We start from the raw sequence: 16623 nt of genomic DNA, 5'->3' as shown, positions 1-16623 counted from the left end.
GGAGCGCGGATGGAGATCGGAACACTGCAGTTTCTCGTCGCCGAAGCGCAAGCCGTGCAGCGCGAGCTGCTGGCTGGGTTGCTGCGCAGCCTTGGCGCACAGCACATCCACACCGTCCCGGACGGCCACGCGGCGCTGCTGGCGGTCAATGGCGCGGCGCCCCCCATCGACATTGCCGTCATCGACCTGGCACTGCCGGGGATGGATGGCCTGGAGCTGATCCGCCGGCTGGCCGAAGCGGGCTGCCGCGCGGGCTTGATCGTCGTCGGCGCGCAGAGCGGCGACATCCTGTTTTCCGTCGAGACGATGGCACTGGCCTATGGCGTGGACGTGCTGGGCACGACCGCGAAACCGGCCACCGTGGGCCGGCTGGAAAAGCTGATCGGTCACTATACGCCGCCGGGCGCTCCGGCCGCGACAGCCGCGCATCCGGAGTTTACGTTTGCCGAAGTGGGCCGCGGCCTGCAGGCGCGCGAGTTCGATCCGTTCTTCCAGCCCAAGATCGAACTGGAGACGGGCCAGGTCAAGGGCCTGGAAATGTTCGCGCGCTGGCGCCACCCGCAGCACGGCGTGCTGGGGCCATCGGCGTTCGTTCCCGTCCTGGCGACGAACGGGCGCATCGATTTTCTCGACTGGAGCATGATCGAGAAGTCGGTTGCCGCCTGCCGCACGCTGCACGACCAGGGTATCCCGATCTCGTTTTCCGTCAACGTCGATCCCACCACCCTCGCGCACAGCCAGTTCATCGGGCAGATCACGGCCTGCGTGGAACGGCACCGCATCCTGCCTGGCTACATCACGTTCGAGATCACCGAGTCCTCCGTGCTGTCCACCGACCCGCACTTCCTGGAGCGCCTGCTGCGGCTGCGCATGATGGGCTTCGGTCTCGCCATCGACGACTACGGCACCGGCAGGTCGAACCTGCAGCTGCTGGCCAGCATTCCGTTCTCGGAACTGAAGATCGACCGCAGTTTCGTCGACGGCGCATCGAGGAAGCGCGCCATCGGCACGGTGCTGAAATCGTACCTGGGGCTGGCGCGCAGCCTGGACCGGCATTCCTGCGCCGTCGGCGTGGAAACGAAAGAGGACTGGGATTTCCTGCAGGGGCTGGGCTGCACCTACGCGCAGGGCTATTACATCGCCAGCCCGATGGCCGTCGATGCCGTGCCGGCGTGGCTGGCGGACTGGCGGCAGTTTTTCTAGGGGACTACATGCCCGGCGGCGGCGTCACCGGAATCGGATTGCGCAGGCTGACATTGAACATGTTCCAGCCGCGGATGACGCTCACGGCATAGCCCAGCTCCGCGATCTCGTTTTCCGTGAAGTGCTCCTGCAGCTGTGCGAAATCGGCGTCAGACGGCTCCCGATGCGGGATCGCGTTGACGGCTTCGACCCAGTTCAGCGCGGCGCGTTCGCGGTCGCTGAAGAATGGCGATTCGCGCCATGCCGGCAGCGTGTTCAGGTGGCGCGGATCGGCGCCACCCTTGACGAGCGCGCGCCAGTGCATGTCGATGCACACGCCGCAGCCATTGATCTGCGACACGCGCAGGAATACCAGCTCGGCCAGTTGCGCGCCGATGGCGCCTTCCTTGACGGCGTTCGACAGGTTCAGCATCGCCTTGAAGGCTTGCGGAGCGTAGTGGTAGAAATTCATACGGGATGCTTGCGTCATGATGGTCCTCTTGTCGTGAAGGCGGCGGGCGCACCATGCGCCTGCCATGACCTTTAGACGGCGAGGGCGCGGCGCTTGTGACAGGGGACGGACAAACTTCGCGCGAACACTTCACGCCAGCGCGGCAACGTTGGCCAGCTTGTCCGGATTACGCACCACATACACCGCCACGATCTTGCCGTCATCGACAATGAACGACTGCGCCGACTCGATCGCCCCGTTCACGTAGCGCAGCAGCCCCGGCTCGCCATTGATGCGCACGAGGCGATACGTGACGGCGCCGGGGAACTGGTCCAGCACCCACCAGTACAGCCCCGCGATGCGGGCCGCGCCGCGCAGGATGCGGCCGAACGACGGCACCTTGCCGCCGCCGTCGGACACGAACTGCACGTCGCCGGCCAGGAAGGTCTTCATTGCCGCGCGGTCGCCGCTGGCGGCGGCCTGCATGAAGCCCGTCAGCACGTCGCGGTGGGTGTCGCGCGAGACGACGAAGCGCGGGCGCTCCTGCCGCACGCGCTCCTGCGCCCGATGCACCAGCTGGCGACAGGCCGCTTCGCTCTTGCCCAGCGTGGCGGCGAGGTCGGCGTAGTCCTGGTCGAACACCTGGCGCATCAGGAACGCCGCGCGCTCCTCCGGCGCCAGACGCTCCAGCACCCACAGCATCGCCACGGAGACGTCGCTGGCCAGTTCCACGGCACGCTCCGGCGTGTGCTCGTCCAGTTCCACCAGCGGCTCGGGCAGCCACCAGCCAACGTATGCCTCGCGCTCCGTCTGGCGCGAGCGGAGCCGGTCGATGGCCAGGCGTGTCGTGGTCGTCACCAGCCAGGCTTCGGCGGACTGGATGGCGTCCCGGTCGCTGCCGTGCCAGCGCAGCCAGGCATCCTGCACGACGTCCTCCGCGTCGGCACGAGTGCCCAGCATGCGGTAGGCGATGGCAAACAGGCGGGGGCGCAGCGCGTTGAAGGTGTCGTCGGTCATGGCGGTCGTGAAAGTGGTCGATGCGGCTTAGACGAGGCAGCCGGCGGCGTTGTGACAGCTTTCCTGAGGCAAAGGTGTTGGCAGGCTGTTGCGTTCTTGACTACAGTTACTCGACCAGCAGCATACCAACAATCAACCACATCAAGGAGTGCATCCATGGATATGAAAGACCAGGACGAGAATATCGTGCCATCGCGCCGCCGCTTTGTCGGTGCTGTCGCCACCGGACTTGCCGCAGGCACGGCAGCAACCGCCGCGGGTGGTGCGCTGGCCCAGCAAGGTAGCGCTAGCAGCGGCGCCCGCAAGCCGGTGCCGAACTACCCGAAGCCACCGTTCCCCAAGCAGCAACAGCCCTGGCCGGGCCTGGCGTCGAAAATGACGCCGCGTCCCGACCACGGTGAAACCAGCTACCAGGGCAGCGGCCGCCTGAACGGGCGCAAGGCGCTGATTACCGGCGGCGACTCCGGCATCGGCCGCGCCGCAGCCATCGCGTATGCCCGCGAGGGGGCGGACGTTGCGCTGAGCTACCTGCCGGCCGAGGAATCCGATGCGCGCGACGTCGCGGAACTGATCCGCGCCGCCGGTCGCAAGGCCGTGCTGCTGCCGGGCGATATCCGCGACGAGGCGTTCTGCAAGAAACTGGTCGACGACGCGGCCCGCCAGCTGGGTGGACTCGACATCCTCGTCAGCAATGCCGCGCGCCAGCAGGCCGTCGATTCGATCCTGGACATGACGACGGCGCAGTTCGACTGGACGATGAAAACCAATCTGTACGCCAACTTCTGGATCTGCAAGGCGGCCGTGTCACTGATGAAGCCCGGTAGCGCCATCATCGTCACGTCCTCGGTGCAGGCTTACGACCCGTCGGAAAACCTGCTCGACTACGCGCAGACAAAGGCCGCCCAGGTCGCGTTCACGAAGTCGCTGGCCAAGCAGGTGGCCAGCAAGGGTATCCGCGTCAACGCGGTGGCGCCGGGGCCGTACTGGACGCCGTTGCAGGTGACGGGTGGCCAGAAGCCGGACGCGCTGGAGAAATTCGGTGCCGACACGCCGATGAAGCGTGCCGGCCAGCCCGCCGAGATCGCGGGTGTCTACGTGATCCTGGCCGAAGACAGCTCGAGCTATACGACGGGCCAGGTGTACGGCGCATCGGGCGGCAGCGGCAACCCGTGACCCGCGGGAATTAATCCAACGTCGGGGAGGGGCACCATCTTCGGGGCGCAGCCCCGCGCCGGCGCCCCTGCCCATGCTTACCGCTTCACCCGCCCAAACGCCTCCCCCTTCTTCCATGTCGGCATCGTCGCGCCGTTCGCCACCGCATAGCCCAGGTTCAGCGTGAACTGCGCCTGCTGCACCATGCCGGACAGGTCCCAGTCGGCGCGGTACTCGTCCGTCACCTGGTGATAGTCCTGCTTGAAGCCGATCATCTTCGCGCTGGACGCGTCGTGATGGTGCTCGAACTCGAAGTGGCCATCGCCCGAGAACACGGCCGAGCCCACGTTGAATGCGGGGACGCCGGCCTTGGCAAAGACAAAATGGTCGGCCCGGAAGTAGGCGCCGGACAGGTCGGGGATCGATGGCGCCAGCTTCAGGCCCATCTTCTTCGCCACCAGCGCCGAGGTTTCATACAGGCTGCTGCGCTCGGCGCCGGCCACGCCGATGTCCTTCGTGCGGCCGGCGAAGTTCATGCTGTCCAGGTTCAGGTCGGCAGCCGTCTGCGCCAGCGGAATGACCGGGTTGGCGACGTAGGCGGCGGCGCCCAGCAGGCCTTGCTCCTCGGCCGCCGGCCACAGGAACACCTGCGTGCGCCTGGCGGGGCGCTTGACCGCTTCGGCCGCCATCGCCAGCAGGGCAGCCGTGCCGGAGGCGTTGTCGATGGCGCCGTTGTAGATATGGTCGCGGCCGTCGTTGACACCTTCGTCGATTCCCATATGGTCCCAGTGCGCCGAGTAGACGACGGCCTGTGCCTTCAGTTTCGGGTCCGTGCCCGGCACGATGCCCACCACGTTGAACTGTTCCACCTGGCGGATCGTCGAACGCAGTTCCACGTGCGTGGCGACCTTCAGGTCGACGGGCCTGAAGTCGCGCCGCTCGGCCTGCGCGCGCAGCACGTCGAGGTCGAAGCCCGCAGTCAGGAACAGCTCGCGCGCCATATCCTCGTGCAGCCAGCCTTCGATCGGATTGCCGGGCCCCTTCAGGTGGAAGCGCTCGTGCGAGAAGCCGTTGGCCGGCACGCTCCATGGATACGAGGCGGACGGTGTCGTGTGGATCAGCAGGGCGCCGGCGGCGCCGCGCCGTGCCGCTTCCTCGAACTTGTACAGCCAGCGGCCGTAGTACGTGTAGGCCTTGCCGGCAAACCGGTTGGGCTCTTCGGCCGTGGGCTGCGGGTCGTTGACCATCATGACGAGGATCTTGCCCTTGACGTCGACGCCCTTGTAGTCGTCCCAGTTTTCCTCGTCCGCCTTGACGCCGTAGCCCACGAACAGCAGCGGCGCATCGAACGACAGGCTGGCCTTGCCGCTGCCGGTGCCGAACACGATATCCTTGCCCGGCACCGGCATGATGCGCGAGTTCCCCGCGCGGAACGTGACGGCGCTGTCGGGCATCAGCTTGCTGCCCTCGAACCTGACGGACTGGCGATAGCCGCCCGTCGGCATCGGCTTCAGGCCGATGACCTGCGCCTGCGTCTCCAGGTAGCGCACCGCCAGGTCGCCGCCGCGCTGGCCCGTGCCGCGGCCTTCCAGCAAGTCGTCCGCCAGGAAGGCGAGGTGGCCGCGCAGCGCGTTTTCGGAAATGGTGGGGGCGTTCTGGGCGAGGGCGGAGGTACTGGACAGGATGGCAGCGGCGGTGACGGCACGCAGGCGGTTCGGAGATGGCATGGACGGCGTTCCAGGTAATTGCAGAGATGGAAATCTTACCCGATGATGCGCAGCCTGTCCCGGTAACTCCGCGCCTCGCCTCATCCCCGGGCAGTGACGCACCGATATTGCCTTAGTACTCCCGCCGGTTCGGCTTGATCTCCTGCAGGATGGTCGTGGAAATCTCCTCGATCGACTTGGTGGTGGACGACAGCCAGCGGATGCCCTCGCGCTTCATCATCTTCTCCGCCTCGTTGACTTCATAGCGGCAGTTCTCGATCGACGCGTACTTGCTGCCGGCGCGGCGCTCGTTGCGGATTTCCGTCAGGCGCTCGGGCGTGATCGTCAGGCCGAAAATCTTGGCCTTGTAGTCGTACAGGGCGGACGGCAGCTTGCCGCGCTCGAAGTCGTCCGGAATCAGCGGATAGTTGGCCGCCTTGATGCCGTATTGCATGGCCAGGTACAGCGACGTCGGCGTCTTGCCCGAACGCGACACGCCGACCAGGATCACGTCCGCATCGGCCAGGTTCTTGTGCGACTGGCCGTCGTCGTGCGCCAGCGAGAAGTTGATGGCCTCGATCCGGCTTTTGTATTCCTCGCTGTCGACGATATTGTGCGAGCGGCCGATCGTGTGCGTCGATTTCACGCCCAGTTCCTGTTCCAGCGGCGCGACGAACGTCTGAAACAGATCCATGTGCATGCCGTTGCATTGACGGATGATGGTGGACAGCTCCGCCTGCACCAGCGTGCTGAAGATGATGGGGCGCTGGCCGTCCGCGGCCGCCATCTCGTTGATCTTGCGGGCCGCGTCGCGCGCCTTGTCGACGGTGTCGATGAACGGCAGGCGGATCTGGCGGAAGCGCAGCTCGAACTGCGTCAGCACGGAGTGGCCGAAGGTTTCGGCGGTGATGCCGGTGCCGTCGGAAACGAAGAAGACGGTGCGGGCCGCCGCCGGGCGTTGCTCAGTGGTCATGAAAGTGTCTTTTGATTGTGAATCGTCAATTTTGTCCGCAGGCTGTAAAATGGCCGGCAACAGTTCGATTGTGATGCACGGCGCCAAGAATAACAACAGAGAGCCGGCACGCCTGAATCAAGAATACCGGATACCCGCGAGGGGACCGCGGCACGAAGCCGGCAGATGCGCGCGCTGTCCCGACAGCGGCGGTGCACGCCGGCGGTAACGGTGCGGCAGCTCGCGGACGTCCTGGGGTACTGACGTTGCAAGCGCGATGGCCGGCACCCCGCACAGCTTTCTATCTAGTGTAAGGGTGTCATGATGACCAACATGTCTAACGCAGTACTGAAGGAGCCGGGTCTGGCGGGGGATACGGTGTATGTCGCCGCGTTCGAAGACCTGCGCATGACGGACGTCGAGTCCGTCGGCGGCAAGAACGCGTCGCTGGGCGAGATGATCAGCCAGCTGGCCGGTGCCGGCGTGCGCGTACCGACAGGCTTCGCCACGACCGCGCAGGCGTTCCGCGATTTCCTTTCCCACAGCATCGACGGCGGCAAGCCGCTGGCCGAACGCATCGCCGACCGCCTGGCCAACCTCGATATCGACGACGTCCGCTCGCTGGCGCAGGCCGGTGCAGAGATCCGCCAGTGGATCGTCGAGACGCCGTTCCAGCCACGCCTGGAACAGGAAATCCGCAACTTCTACGAACGCCTGGTGGCCGATTCGGATGCCGAGATGTCGTTTGCCGTGCGCTCCTCCGCGACCGCGGAAGACCTTCCGGACGCGTCGTTCGCCGGCCAGCAGGAGACGTTCCTGAACGTCGTCGGCATCGACAACGTGCTGGACGCGATGAAGCACGTGTTCGCATCGCTGTACAACGACCGCGCCATCTCCTACCGCGTGCACAAGGGCTTCACGCACGCCGAAGTGGCGCTGTCGGCCGGCGTGCAGCGCATGGTGCGCTCGGACGTGGGCGCCGCCGGCGTCATGTTTACGCTCGACACCGAGTCCGGCTTCAAGGACGTCGTGTTCATCACGTCCAGCTACGGCCTGGGCGAGACGGTGGTGCAGGGTGCGGTCAATCCGGACGAGTTCTACGTCCACAAGCCGATGCTGGAACAGGGCAAGTCGCCCGTCATCCGCCGCAACATCGGCTCGAAGCTGATCAAGATGGAATTCACGAACGAAGCGAAAGCCGGGCGTTCCGTGAAGACGGTGGACGTGCCGATCGAATTGCGCAATCGTTACTCGCTGACGGATGCGGAAGTGGTCGAGCTGGCGAAATACGCCGTCATCATCGAGAACCACTACGGCCGTCCGATGGACATCGAGTGGGGCAAGGACGGCCGTGACGGCAAGCTGTTCATCCTGCAGGCGCGTCCCGAGACGGTGAAGTCGCAGCAGAAGCCGACGGATGCGCAGCAGCGCTTCCGCCTGAAGTCCACCGGCACCGTGCTGGCCTCGGGCCGCGCGATCGGCCAGAAGATCGGCGCCGGTCCCGTGCGCGTCATCCGCGATCCGTCCGAAATGGAACGCGTGCAGCCGGGCGATGTGCTGGTGGCGGACATGACGGACCCGAACTGGGAACCGGTCATGAAGCGTGCCTCGGCCATCGTCACCAACCGCGGCGGGCGCACCTGCCACGCGGCCATCATCGCCCGCGAGCTGGGCGTGCCGGCCGTCGTCGGCTGCGGCGACGCGACCGATGTGCTCAAGGACGGCACGTTCGTCACGGTCTCCTGCGCCGAAGGCGACGAAGGCAAGATCTACGACGGCCTCTTGGAAACGGAAGTGTCGGAAGTGGCGCGCGGCGAGCTGCCGAAGCTGCCGACGAAGATCATGCTCAACGTGGGCAACCCGCAGCTGGCCTTCGACTTCCAGCAGGTGCCGAACGCCGGCGTCGGCCTGGCGCGCCTGGAGTTCATCATCAACAACAACATCGGCGTGCACCCGAAGGCGATCCTGGAATACCCGAACATCGACCCGGACCTGAAGAAGGCCGTGGAATCGGTGGCGCGCGGCCATGCTTCGCCGAAGGCGTTCTACATCGACAAGCTGGCCGAAGGCATCGCCACGATCGCGGCCGCGTTCTGGCCGAAGCCCGTCATCGTGCGCCTGTCCGACTTCAAGTCGAACGAGTACAAGAAGCTGATCGGCGGCTCGCGCTACGAGCCGGACGAGGAAAACCCGATGCTGGGTTTCCGCGGCGCTGCACGCTACCTGGCGGCCGACTTTGCCGAGTCGTTCAACATGGAATGCGTGGCGATGAAACGGGTACGCGAAGAAATGGGCCTGACCAACGTCGAGATCATGGTGCCGTTCGTGCGCACCATCGGCCAGGCGCAGAAGGTCGTCGAGCTGCTGGCGAAGAATGGCCTGAAGCGCGGCGAGAACGGCCTGCGCCTCATCATGATGTGCGAGATCCCGTCGAACGCCGTGCTGGCCGACCAGTTCCTCGAATACTTCGACGGCTTCTCGATCGGTTCGAACGATCTGACCCAGCTGACCCTGGGCCTGGACCGCGACTCCGGCATGGAGCTGCTGGCGGCCGACTTCGACGAGCGCGATCCGGCCGTCAAGGCGCTGCTGTCGATGGCGATTTCGGCCTGCAGAAAACAAGGCAAATACATCGGCATCTGCGGCCAGGGCCCGTCGGACCACCCCGACCTGGCCGAATGGCTGATGGAGCAGGGCATCGAGTCGATGTCGCTCAATCCGGACTCGGTGATCGACACGTGGCAGAAGCTGGCCGCGCTGCAGAAATAGCCGCCACATAAATTCACTACACAACTGTAAAGTTTTACTTTATTGTTACCCTCGCCGCCCTTCGGGCCGCGGGGGTTTTTCACTTTCAGGAGAGAAGGAACATGGCTGACTGGATCATGTGGCTTGTCGCCGCCGGCGTGCTGGTGGCGCTGGAGCTGTTCAGCGGGACGTTTTACCTGCTGATGGTGGCGATCGGCGCGCTGGCCGGTGCACTCATGGCATTCTTGCGCGTGGACCTGCCGGGGCAGATGCTGGCCGCGGCCATCGTCGGCATCGTCGCCACCGTGCTGCTGCGGCGCAGCCGCTATGGCAAGACCGCCGGCGCCGACGCGCAGCGCGACCCCAACATCAATCTCGATATCGGCCAGACGGTGCAGGTGACGCACTGGGTCGACGGCGCGGCGCGAGTGATGTACCGCGGCGCGCTGTGGGACGTCGAGCTGGCGCCAGGCGCCGAGGCCCGCGGCGGCATGTTCACCATCCGCGAAGTGCGCGGCAGCACGCTGATTGTGGCAGGCTGATTTCGGCGGCTGAACAAAAACAAGGGGAAAACTGAAATGGACATTACATTCGGCAGCGTCACGCTGGTCATCCTGATCGTCGCGCTGGTCTTCGTCTTCAAGACGATCAACGTGGTGCCGCAGCAGCATGCCTGGGTTGTCGAGCGTCTCGGCAAATACCACGCGACCCTGGGACCGGGCCTGAACATCGTCGTGCCGTTCATCGACCGCATCGCCTACAAGCACATCCTGAAGGAGATCCCGCTGGACGTGCCGTCGCAGGTCTGCATCACCAAGGACAACACCCAGCTGCAGGTGGACGGCATCCTGTACTTCCAGGTGACCGATGCGATGCGCGCGTCGTACGGCTCGTCCAACTACGTGGCCGCGATCACGCAACTGGCGCAGACGACGCTGCGCTCCGTGATCGGCCGCATGGAGCTGGACAAGACGTTCGAGGAACGGGACCATATCAACACGGCAGTCGTGAACGCCATCGACGAGTCGGCTGCCAACTGGGGCGTCAAGGTGCTGCGCTACGAGATCAAGGACCTGACGCCGCCGGCGGACATCCTGCATGCAATGCAGGCGCAGATCACGGCCGAGCGGGGCAAGCGCGCGCTGATCGCCGCGTCGGAAGGGCGCAAGCAGGAACAGATCAATATCGCCACGGGCGAACGGGAGGCGTCCATCGCCCGTTCGGAAGGCGAGATGCAGGCCGCGATCAACCGCGCGCAGGGCGAGGCCGCCGCGATCACGGCGATTGCGGAAGCGACGGCAGGCGCGCTGCGCCAGGTGGGTGCGGCAATCGAACAACCCGGCGGCGTGGAAGCGGTTAATCTGCGGGTGGCGGAGCAGTATGTCGACGCGTTCGGCCGGCTGGCCAAGACCAACAATACGCTGATCGTACCAGCCAACCTGGGCGACATGAGCAGCCTGATTGCGACCGCCATGCAGGTCGTCAAGACACAGCAGCCGGAGCGCACGCTGGTGCGCCCGAATACATAGGAACGGCGGGAGAGAAGAGTGGCAACCTGGGACATCGGCCCATACGGCAACGACTTCGCGCAGGACTGGGCGGAGGATCTGCAGGAATCGAACGACCTGTACTTCATCGAGAACACGCTGGACAACGTGCTGTCGGCGGCGGGCGCGGAGGTGCTGGAGGCGCCCTACGGCGCCGAGGGCATCGCCGCCGTGGAGGCGCTGTTGCGGTTGTACGAGCGCGGCGGCGTCTCCGATGAGGACACCCGGCACGTGGACGACTGGGTCGGCGCCATCAAGGGCCGCTTCCGCCTGCGCACGGACCTGTTCGAGAAGGCGGGGCGGGCGCTGGACATGATCCTGTCGGAGCGATCGGAACTGCGCGAGCTGTGGCAGGACAGCGAACATTATGAACAGTGGCGGGCCGGCGTCGAGGCGCAGAAGGCGCGCCTGCAAGGCTGACGGGATGACGATGGCGGTAACGAAGAGATTGACGGCGCTGGCGTTCGCCCTGTGCGTGCACGGGTTGGCCGCGGCCGCGCCCGTGGCGGAAGAGACGCTTGCCCGGCTGGCGCAGATGCGCGCGCTGCCGACGGCCACCGATGCGCAGCAAGGCATCGGCCAGCGCGGCGAGCTCGATGCGGCCTGGCGCTGGTTCGGCAACCACAGGCTTGAGGCGCTGCCCGTGCTGCGGCGCGAGCTGGCGCTGGAGCTGAAAAGGCCGAAGCCCAGCCAGCTGATGCTGCTGGACGTGGGCTACTTCCTGCGGGCCTTGGGCGAGCCGGCGGACACGCCGCTGGCGCTGCAGGCGCTGCTGCGCATCGATCCGGATGGCGCCGTACCGAAATCGCAGGGCGGCCAGCTGTTCCGCTTCGTGCATGCGATGGCGCGTGAGCGCGATGCGCGCCTGCTGCCGCTGATGGACAAGGTTTTCCTGCGCGGGCAGGTCACGGTCCTGCTGCCGCAGCAGGGCACCACGCTGGACGAGACGTCCGTCTGCATCTACCTGTATGGCCAGTACGGCAGCGCGGCAGAGCGCCACCTGCGCGCTCTGCTGGGCGATTCCGCCGTCGTCAACCGCGTACTGGAAGTGCTGATGTGGGTGGGTTCGCCGGACAGCGTGCCGGCCGTGGCCGCGCTGCTGAACACGGCCGACAGCGACACCTTTGCCCGCGCCGCCACGTTCCTGCTGCGCGCCGGGGGGCTACAGGGCCGCGATGCGCTGCGCGCCTTCGATCCGCGTGGCCTGCAGGGCAAGGCGCTGGAGTTCTACCGCCAGACGGCCGGCCAGCTGAACCGCGTGTCCTTCGAGACGCTCGCCAGCCAGCTGTCCGAGCAGCCCGACGGCACACCGGCGCAGGTCCGCGGGCTGGACGAAGCGGGCGCGCGTCAGGCACTCGCGACGCTGAACGCCGGCTATGGCAGCTACGACGGCATCCAGCCGGCAGCGATCGCCCGCGCCGCGCTGCCGCGGCAGGTGCTGATCGATGAGCTGATCCGCGTGCGCGAACGCAGCCTGCTGCGGGTGTCGGCCGAAACGCTGGCCGATGTCGACACGACCAATACGCTGATCAATACATTGCGCTTCCGGCCAGTCGAGCGCTGACGGCGCAACGCGGGACGGCCCGGCTACATCGCCGTCAGTGCACGTTCGCGCACTGCCTGGGTAGCCCGCACGGGCGGCTGGCCGAACAGCCGGCTGTACTCCCGCGTAAACTGGGGCACGCTCTCGTAACCCACCGCAAACGCCGCACTGCTGGCGCTGGCGCCTTCCGCCACCATCAGGCGCCGTGCCTCGATCAATCTCAATTGCTTCTGAAACTGCAGCGGCGACAGCGACGTCGCCGCGCGAAAGTGCTCGTGCAGCGACGATACGCTCATGCCGGCGGCCTCGGCCAGGTTCGCGACCGGTACCGGCTTCGAGAACTGGGCGCGCAGGAGTGCCACCGCCCGCGCCACCCGCCGGTAGCGGCTGTCGACGGCACCCAGCCGCCGCAGCGCGACCCCGTGCCGGCCCGCCAGCAGCCAGTAATGCAGCTCGCGCAGCAGGTGCTCGTGCAGGACGGGAACGGCCGCTGGACGATCGAGCAAACGTACCAGCCTCAGCGCCACGGCGGCGATGTCGTCGTCCGTGCGTTCCGAGCGGACTGGCAGTCCCGATTCTTCGGCATCGTCCGCGATGCGTGCCGCCAGCTCCGCGATGATGGCCGGGTCCAGTTCCAGCACCAGCGCCAGATAGGGTTCGGCCCGGCTGGCGCGGGTGACCTGGCTGACGGTCGGCACATCGGCAGTGATCAGCAGCGAATCGCCGGCATGGAAATCCAGGCTTTGCGTGCCGAACGTGACCTCTTTACTGCCTTGCAGGACCAGACAGACCAGTGGCCGCTGGATACCGTGGATCAAGCCGCTGGGGGCGCAGGCGCGCACCGTCGTCAGTCCGGGAACGGACGTGGCGGCCACGCCGTCCTTGCCGGCGTGCGCCTCGGTGTACTGTCGCACGGCATCGAGTAGCGTATTCATGGCAACAGAGTACACCGTCGGCGCCGTGGGCGCAGCGGGCACTGGAGGATCGAGCAAGACCTGGCGAATTTCCGGCAACCGGCGCGGGTCGCCTGACCGCAACATATGAGCTCCCGACAACACGTTCAAGGAGCATCGTCATGCACACCACCATTTCCCTCATCACCGGCGCCAGCCGCGGCCTCGGCCGCAACACCGCGCTGGCCATCGCTCGCCGCGGCGGCGACATCATCATTACCTACCGCGGCGAGGCAGAGGCGGCGCAATCGGTCGTCGCCGAGATCGAGTCACTGGGCCGCAAGGCGCTGGCGTTCCAGCTCGATGTTGGCGACACGACCACGTTCGAGCCCTTCGCCACGCAGCTGCGCGAAGCGTTGAGGGAACACTGGCAACGCGACCACATCGACCACCTGGTCAACAATGCCGGCCATGGCGACTATGCGTTGCTGGGCGAGACGGGCGAAGCGCAGTTCGACCGCCTTGTCGACGTGCACTTCAAAGGGGTGTATTTCCTGACCCAGGCATTGCTGCCGCTGATGGCCGATGGCGGCCGGATCGTCAACCTGTCCTCCGGCCTGACCCGCGTTGCGTTCCCCGGCTATGCGGCCTATGCCGCGGTCAAGGGCGCCGTCGAGGTGCTGACGCGCTACTTCGCCAAGGAACTGGGCGCGCGCGGCATTGCCGTGAACACGGTGGCGCCCGGCGCCATCGAGACCGATTTTGGCGGCGGCGCCGTACGCGACAACCCCGACCTGAACCGGCTGTTCGCCGGCATGACGGCATTGGGCCGGGTCGGCGTGCCCGACGATATCGGGCCCATGGTCGCCAGCCTGCTGGCGCCCGACAACCGCTGGGTGACGGCGCAGCGGATCGAGGTATCCGGAGGGCAGGGCATCTGATGCCCGGGCACGACGGGCGGCGCCTGGTTCGTGACCCGGCGCCGCTACGCACCAAACCGTGGTTGGTGCTAGCATTCGCCCATGACTTCCACGACGCCTGCCGCCACGCCGGAGCACACCCTTGAAAGCCTGGCCGACTTCCTCGATACGCACCGCCGCGTGCTTGTCCTGACGGGCGCCGGCCTGTCCACCGCTTCCGGCATTCCCGGCTACCGCGACGCCGAAGGCATCCGGCGCGGCCGTCCGCCGACGGAAGGCCCGGAGTTCCGCCGCTCCGATGCATTGCGCCGCCGCTACTGGGCGCGCAGCATGGTAGGCTGGCCCGTGCTGGCGGAGGCCGAGCCGAACGACGGGCACCTCGCACTGGCGCGGCTGGAACACGCAGGCCGCATCGGCCGCGTCATCACGCAGAACGTCGACGGCCTGCATCAACGCGCGGGTACGAACAGCCTGATCGAACTGCACGGCAATATCCATACGGTGCGCTGCCTGGCTTGCGCGCGCAGGCAGTCGCGTGCCGAGCTGCAGGTGCGCCTGCTGCGCGACAACCCGGCGCTGGCCGACGTCCTGGCGCAGCCGCTGCCGGACGGCGATGCGCAGCTTGAGCCGGAGTCGCTGGAACACTTTGTCGTGCCGGACTGCGAGGTCTGCGGCGGCATGCTGCAGCCTGACGTCGTCTTCTTTGGCGACAACGTGCCGCGCGACCGTACCGAGCTTGCGCTGGGCTGGATGGACGAAGCGGACGCGCTGCTCGTCGTCGGCTCGTCGCTGATGGTGTTTTCCGGCTTCCGCTTCGCCAGGCTGGCCGCCGCGGCGGGCAAGGCTATCGCGGCCGTCAACGTGGGCCGCACCCGTGCGGACGACCTGATCGGCCTGAAGCTGGCGCTGCCGGCGCAGCAGGTGCTGCCGCAGGTGGCCCGCATGCTCGACGGCGCCGAAGTCGCCTGATTCAGCCGGCCAGGTACTCGTCCGTGCCGACCACGTCGGCATAGCCGAACGCCAGCGCGGACATCAGCGCACTGTGCACCTGCAGCGCGGGAACGGTGACGCCGTTGAACTCGAGGTCGCGCGTGGCGCAGGCATCGTGCACGACCTTCGTCTTGTAGCCGAGGTCCGCGGCGGCGCGGGTGGTGGCGTCGATGCACATATGGCTCATGGCGCCCACGACGGTCACTTCTTCGACGCCGTGCTGGTCCAGCAACGCCTTCAGGTTGGTATCGCGGAACGAATTCGGGAAGTTCTTGACGATGACGGGCTCACCTTCGGCCGGTGCCACGGTGTCGTGGATATGCACGTCGTCCGTGCCTGGTGTGAAGAATGGCGCATCGGCTGCGGCGGCTTCGTGGCGCACATTGATCACCAGATCGCCTTTGGTCCTGGCGTCTGCGATGACGCGGGCAGCATTGTCAAGGGCGTGGTGGATGCCTTCCAGCGGCAGCTTGCCGCCGGGCAGGTACTCGTTTTGCAGGTCGACGACGACAACGGCGCGTTTGTTCATGGGATGTCCTTTCGATGAAACGGTGGTTGCAACGGCGCGTGCCGCGCCTTGCCAGGGAGGGGGCCGCGTGAGCGACCCTGTAACGTTCAGAACTTGACGATCTCGCCGTCTGCCGGAATGCGTACGCGATCCTGGATGCCGTGCTGCCTGAGGTGTTCGCGCAATTGTTTGCGGCTCAGCGTCATGTGGTTGATGGCATCCATATGCGTGGCGATGATCGTCGCATTCGGCATGCTCTGCACCGCGTGCAGCACGTCGTCCTTGCCCATGATGATGGAGCCCGTGAAACCGACCATGCGCGCGTCGCCCGCGTTCAGGATGATCACGTCGGGCCTGAACTTCGCCAGCGTCTGGTCCACGCCGCCTTGCCAGACGGTGTCGCCCACGACATAGACGGTTTTTACGCCCGGGGCTCGGAACACGATGCCCATTGCCTTGCCGAGCTTCTCGGCCAGGGGCGCGACGCGGTACATCGCATCCGTACCGTGCTGGCCTTTGACCTTCGTCAGCTGCACGCCTTCAAACTGCGTGTCCTCGCCAAGGATCCGGACGTTCGTGTAACCCTGGCCGCGTATCAGCGCGGCGTCGGCTTCGTCCTGCACGAACAGCGGGATGGCTTTCGGCACGAACTGCTGGTCGCCGCCGTCCCAGTGGTCGAGGTGGGTATGGGTCACGATCACCGCGTCCACGCCGCGCAGCACGTCCTGTGCCGGCATCGGCAATTCGACAAGCGGATTGCGCAGCTGGCTGTTGAAGGTGCCTGGAAAGCCCGGGTAAGTGCCTTTTTTTGCCAGGAACGGATCCACCAGGAAGGTCTTTCCCGCATAGCCGATCCGCGCCGTCGCGTTGCGGATCTGCTGGACCTGGACCGGCTGCTTCGCTGCCGCCGGTCCGGTTGCGGGGGCCGCGAGGGCCGGGACGCTTGCCGCGCCAAGGGTCAGGGAAAAGAGAAGGGCCAGGGCTGTCTGTCGTTGCATGTGCTGCTCCGTTGAG

16 protein-coding genes are annotated in these 16623 nt (G+C 66.3%); 9 read left to right on the top strand and 7 right to left on the bottom strand.

Going from position 1 to position 16623, the window contains the following annotated elements:
* Positions 1 to 9 precede the first annotated feature (9 nt).
* A complete protein-coding gene (locus E1742_RS04815) occupies positions 10 to 1203 on the top strand; it encodes an EAL domain-containing response regulator (RefSeq protein ID WP_134383800.1) in 1194 nt (397 codons plus the stop codon).
* Between the two features lie 4 nt (positions 1204 to 1207).
* Here the strand turns inward: E1742_RS04815 and E1742_RS04810 are convergent, their stop codons facing one another.
* Together E1742_RS04810 and E1742_RS04805 are read right to left on the bottom strand one after the other, a co-directional pair.
* Positions 1208 to 1672: a carboxymuconolactone decarboxylase family protein gene (locus E1742_RS04810; protein WP_134383799.1), complete on the bottom strand. Its 465-nt coding sequence runs from the start codon at positions 1670 to 1672 to the stop codon at positions 1208 to 1210.
* A gap of 111 nt (positions 1673 to 1783) precedes the next feature.
* A complete protein-coding gene (locus E1742_RS04805) occupies positions 1784 to 2650 on the bottom strand; it encodes an RNA polymerase sigma-70 factor (RefSeq protein WP_134383798.1) in 867 nt (288 codons plus the stop codon).
* Between the two features lie 162 nt (positions 2651 to 2812).
* Here E1742_RS04805 and E1742_RS04800 point away from each other — a divergent pair, with 162 nt between their 5' ends.
* Positions 2813 to 3823: an SDR family oxidoreductase gene (locus tag E1742_RS04800; RefSeq protein WP_134388022.1), complete on the top strand. Its 1011-nt coding sequence runs from the start codon at positions 2813 to 2815 to the stop codon at positions 3821 to 3823.
* A gap of 77 nt (positions 3824 to 3900) precedes the next feature.
* On the opposite strand, the gene E1742_RS04795 is transcribed toward E1742_RS04800, so the two are convergent.
* Both E1742_RS04795 and ppsR read right to left on the bottom strand, forming a co-directional pair.
* Positions 3901 to 5529 carry a M28 family peptidase gene (locus E1742_RS04795; RefSeq protein ID WP_134383797.1) on the bottom strand — a complete coding sequence of 543 codons (1629 nt, stop codon included), beginning with the start codon at positions 5527 to 5529 and terminating at the stop codon, positions 3901 to 3903.
* A 112-nt stretch (positions 5530 to 5641) separates the two neighbouring features.
* The gene (ppsR, locus tag E1742_RS04790; RefSeq protein WP_134383796.1) at positions 5642 to 6481 is read right to left on the bottom strand and encodes a posphoenolpyruvate synthetase regulatory kinase/phosphorylase PpsR; all 840 of its coding nucleotides are present in this window, start codon (positions 6479 to 6481) and stop codon (positions 5642 to 5644) included.
* A gap of 312 nt (positions 6482 to 6793) precedes the next feature.
* Between ppsR and ppsA the strand changes: the two genes are divergently transcribed.
* From ppsA to E1742_RS04765, 5 genes are all read left to right on the top strand, one after another.
* Complete coding sequence (gene ppsA, locus E1742_RS04785; protein WP_134383795.1) at positions 6794 to 9229, top strand: phosphoenolpyruvate synthase; 2436 nt, start codon at positions 6794 to 6796, stop codon at positions 9227 to 9229.
* A 101-nt stretch (positions 9230 to 9330) separates the two neighbouring features.
* Positions 9331 to 9750, top strand: coding sequence for an NfeD family protein (locus E1742_RS04780; RefSeq protein WP_134383794.1), 420 nt, complete (start codon positions 9331 to 9333; stop codon positions 9748 to 9750).
* A gap of 36 nt (positions 9751 to 9786) precedes the next feature.
* Positions 9787 to 10737, top strand: coding sequence for an SPFH domain-containing protein (locus E1742_RS04775; RefSeq protein ID WP_134383793.1), 951 nt, complete (start codon positions 9787 to 9789; stop codon positions 10735 to 10737).
* An 18-nt stretch (positions 10738 to 10755) separates the two neighbouring features.
* Positions 10756 to 11175 (top strand): DUF4259 domain-containing protein, encoded by a 420-nt coding sequence (locus E1742_RS04770; protein ID WP_134383792.1) that lies wholly within the window; start codon positions 10756 to 10758, stop codon positions 11173 to 11175.
* A 10-nt stretch (positions 11176 to 11185) separates the two neighbouring features.
* Positions 11186 to 12319, top strand: a complete 1134-nt coding sequence (locus E1742_RS04765) for a hypothetical protein (protein WP_134383791.1) — start codon at positions 11186 to 11188, stop codon at positions 12317 to 12319.
* A 23-nt stretch (positions 12320 to 12342) separates the two neighbouring features.
* Here E1742_RS04765 and E1742_RS04760 read toward each other — a convergent pair whose 3' ends face one another.
* Positions 12343 to 13233, bottom strand: coding sequence for an AraC family transcriptional regulator (locus tag E1742_RS04760; RefSeq protein ID WP_134383790.1), 891 nt, complete (start codon positions 13231 to 13233; stop codon positions 12343 to 12345).
* A 140-nt stretch (positions 13234 to 13373) separates the two neighbouring features.
* Here E1742_RS04760 and E1742_RS04755 point away from each other — a divergent pair, with 140 nt between their 5' ends.
* Positions 13374 to 14132 carry an SDR family NAD(P)-dependent oxidoreductase gene (locus E1742_RS04755; RefSeq protein WP_134383789.1) on the top strand — a complete coding sequence of 253 codons (759 nt, stop codon included), beginning with the start codon at positions 13374 to 13376 and terminating at the stop codon, positions 14130 to 14132.
* A gap of 81 nt (positions 14133 to 14213) precedes the next feature.
* A complete protein-coding gene (locus E1742_RS04750; RefSeq protein ID WP_134383788.1) occupies positions 14214 to 15080 on the top strand; it encodes an NAD-dependent protein deacetylase in 867 nt (288 codons plus the stop codon).
* A gap of 1 nt (position 15081) precedes the next feature.
* On the opposite strand, the gene E1742_RS04745 is transcribed toward E1742_RS04750, so the two are convergent.
* Positions 15082 to 15630, bottom strand: a complete 549-nt coding sequence (locus E1742_RS04745; protein WP_134383787.1) for a cysteine hydrolase family protein — start codon at positions 15628 to 15630, stop codon at positions 15082 to 15084.
* An 86-nt stretch (positions 15631 to 15716) separates the two neighbouring features.
* Entirely contained in the window at positions 15717 to 16607 is an 891-nt protein-coding gene (locus E1742_RS04740; protein ID WP_134383786.1) for an MBL fold metallo-hydrolase, read from the bottom strand.
* Positions 16608 to 16623 lie beyond the last annotated feature (16 nt).

The organism is Pseudoduganella plicata (assembly GCF_004421005.1).
Lineage (GTDB): Bacteria > Pseudomonadota > Gammaproteobacteria > Burkholderiales > Burkholderiaceae_D > Rugamonas > Rugamonas plicata.
This window is presented reverse-complemented; position numbering and strand designations above follow the sequence as displayed.

Bases quoted from the DNA above. Each gene is read 5' to 3' on its own strand.
- E1742_RS04815 (WP_134383800.1), top strand. From the start codon at position 10: ATGGAGATCGGAACACTGCAGTTTCTCGTCGCCGAAGCGCAAGCCGTG.
- E1742_RS04810 (WP_134383799.1), bottom strand. From the start codon at position 1,672: ATGACGCAAGCATCCCGTATGAATTTCTACCACTACGCTCCGCAAGCC.
- E1742_RS04805 (WP_134383798.1), bottom strand. From the start codon at position 2,650: ATGACCGACGACACCTTCAACGCGCTGCGCCCCCGCCTGTTTGCCATC.
- E1742_RS04800 (WP_134388022.1), top strand. From the start codon at position 2,813: ATGAAAGACCAGGACGAGAATATCGTGCCATCGCGCCGCCGCTTTGTC.
- E1742_RS04795 (WP_134383797.1), bottom strand. From the start codon at position 5,529: ATGCCATCTCCGAACCGCCTGCGTGCCGTCACCGCCGCTGCCATCCTG.
- ppsR (WP_134383796.1), bottom strand. From the start codon at position 6,481: ATGACCACTGAGCAACGCCCGGCGGCGGCCCGCACCGTCTTCTTCGTT.
- ppsA (WP_134383795.1), top strand. From the start codon at position 6,794: ATGTCTAACGCAGTACTGAAGGAGCCGGGTCTGGCGGGGGATACGGTG.
- E1742_RS04780 (WP_134383794.1), top strand. From the start codon at position 9,331: ATGGCTGACTGGATCATGTGGCTTGTCGCCGCCGGCGTGCTGGTGGCG.
- E1742_RS04775 (WP_134383793.1), top strand. From the start codon at position 9,787: ATGGACATTACATTCGGCAGCGTCACGCTGGTCATCCTGATCGTCGCG.
- E1742_RS04765 (WP_134383791.1), top strand. From the start codon at position 11,186: ATGGCGGTAACGAAGAGATTGACGGCGCTGGCGTTCGCCCTGTGCGTG.
- E1742_RS04760 (WP_134383790.1), bottom strand. From the start codon at position 13,233: ATGAATACGCTACTCGATGCCGTGCGACAGTACACCGAGGCGCACGCC.
- E1742_RS04755 (WP_134383789.1), top strand. From the start codon at position 13,374: ATGCACACCACCATTTCCCTCATCACCGGCGCCAGCCGCGGCCTCGGC.
- E1742_RS04750 (WP_134383788.1), top strand. From the start codon at position 14,214: ATGACTTCCACGACGCCTGCCGCCACGCCGGAGCACACCCTTGAAAGC.
- E1742_RS04745 (WP_134383787.1), bottom strand. From the start codon at position 15,630: ATGAACAAACGCGCCGTTGTCGTCGTCGACCTGCAAAACGAGTACCTG.
- E1742_RS04740 (WP_134383786.1), bottom strand. From the start codon at position 16,607: ATGCAACGACAGACAGCCCTGGCCCTTCTCTTTTCCCTGACCCTTGGC.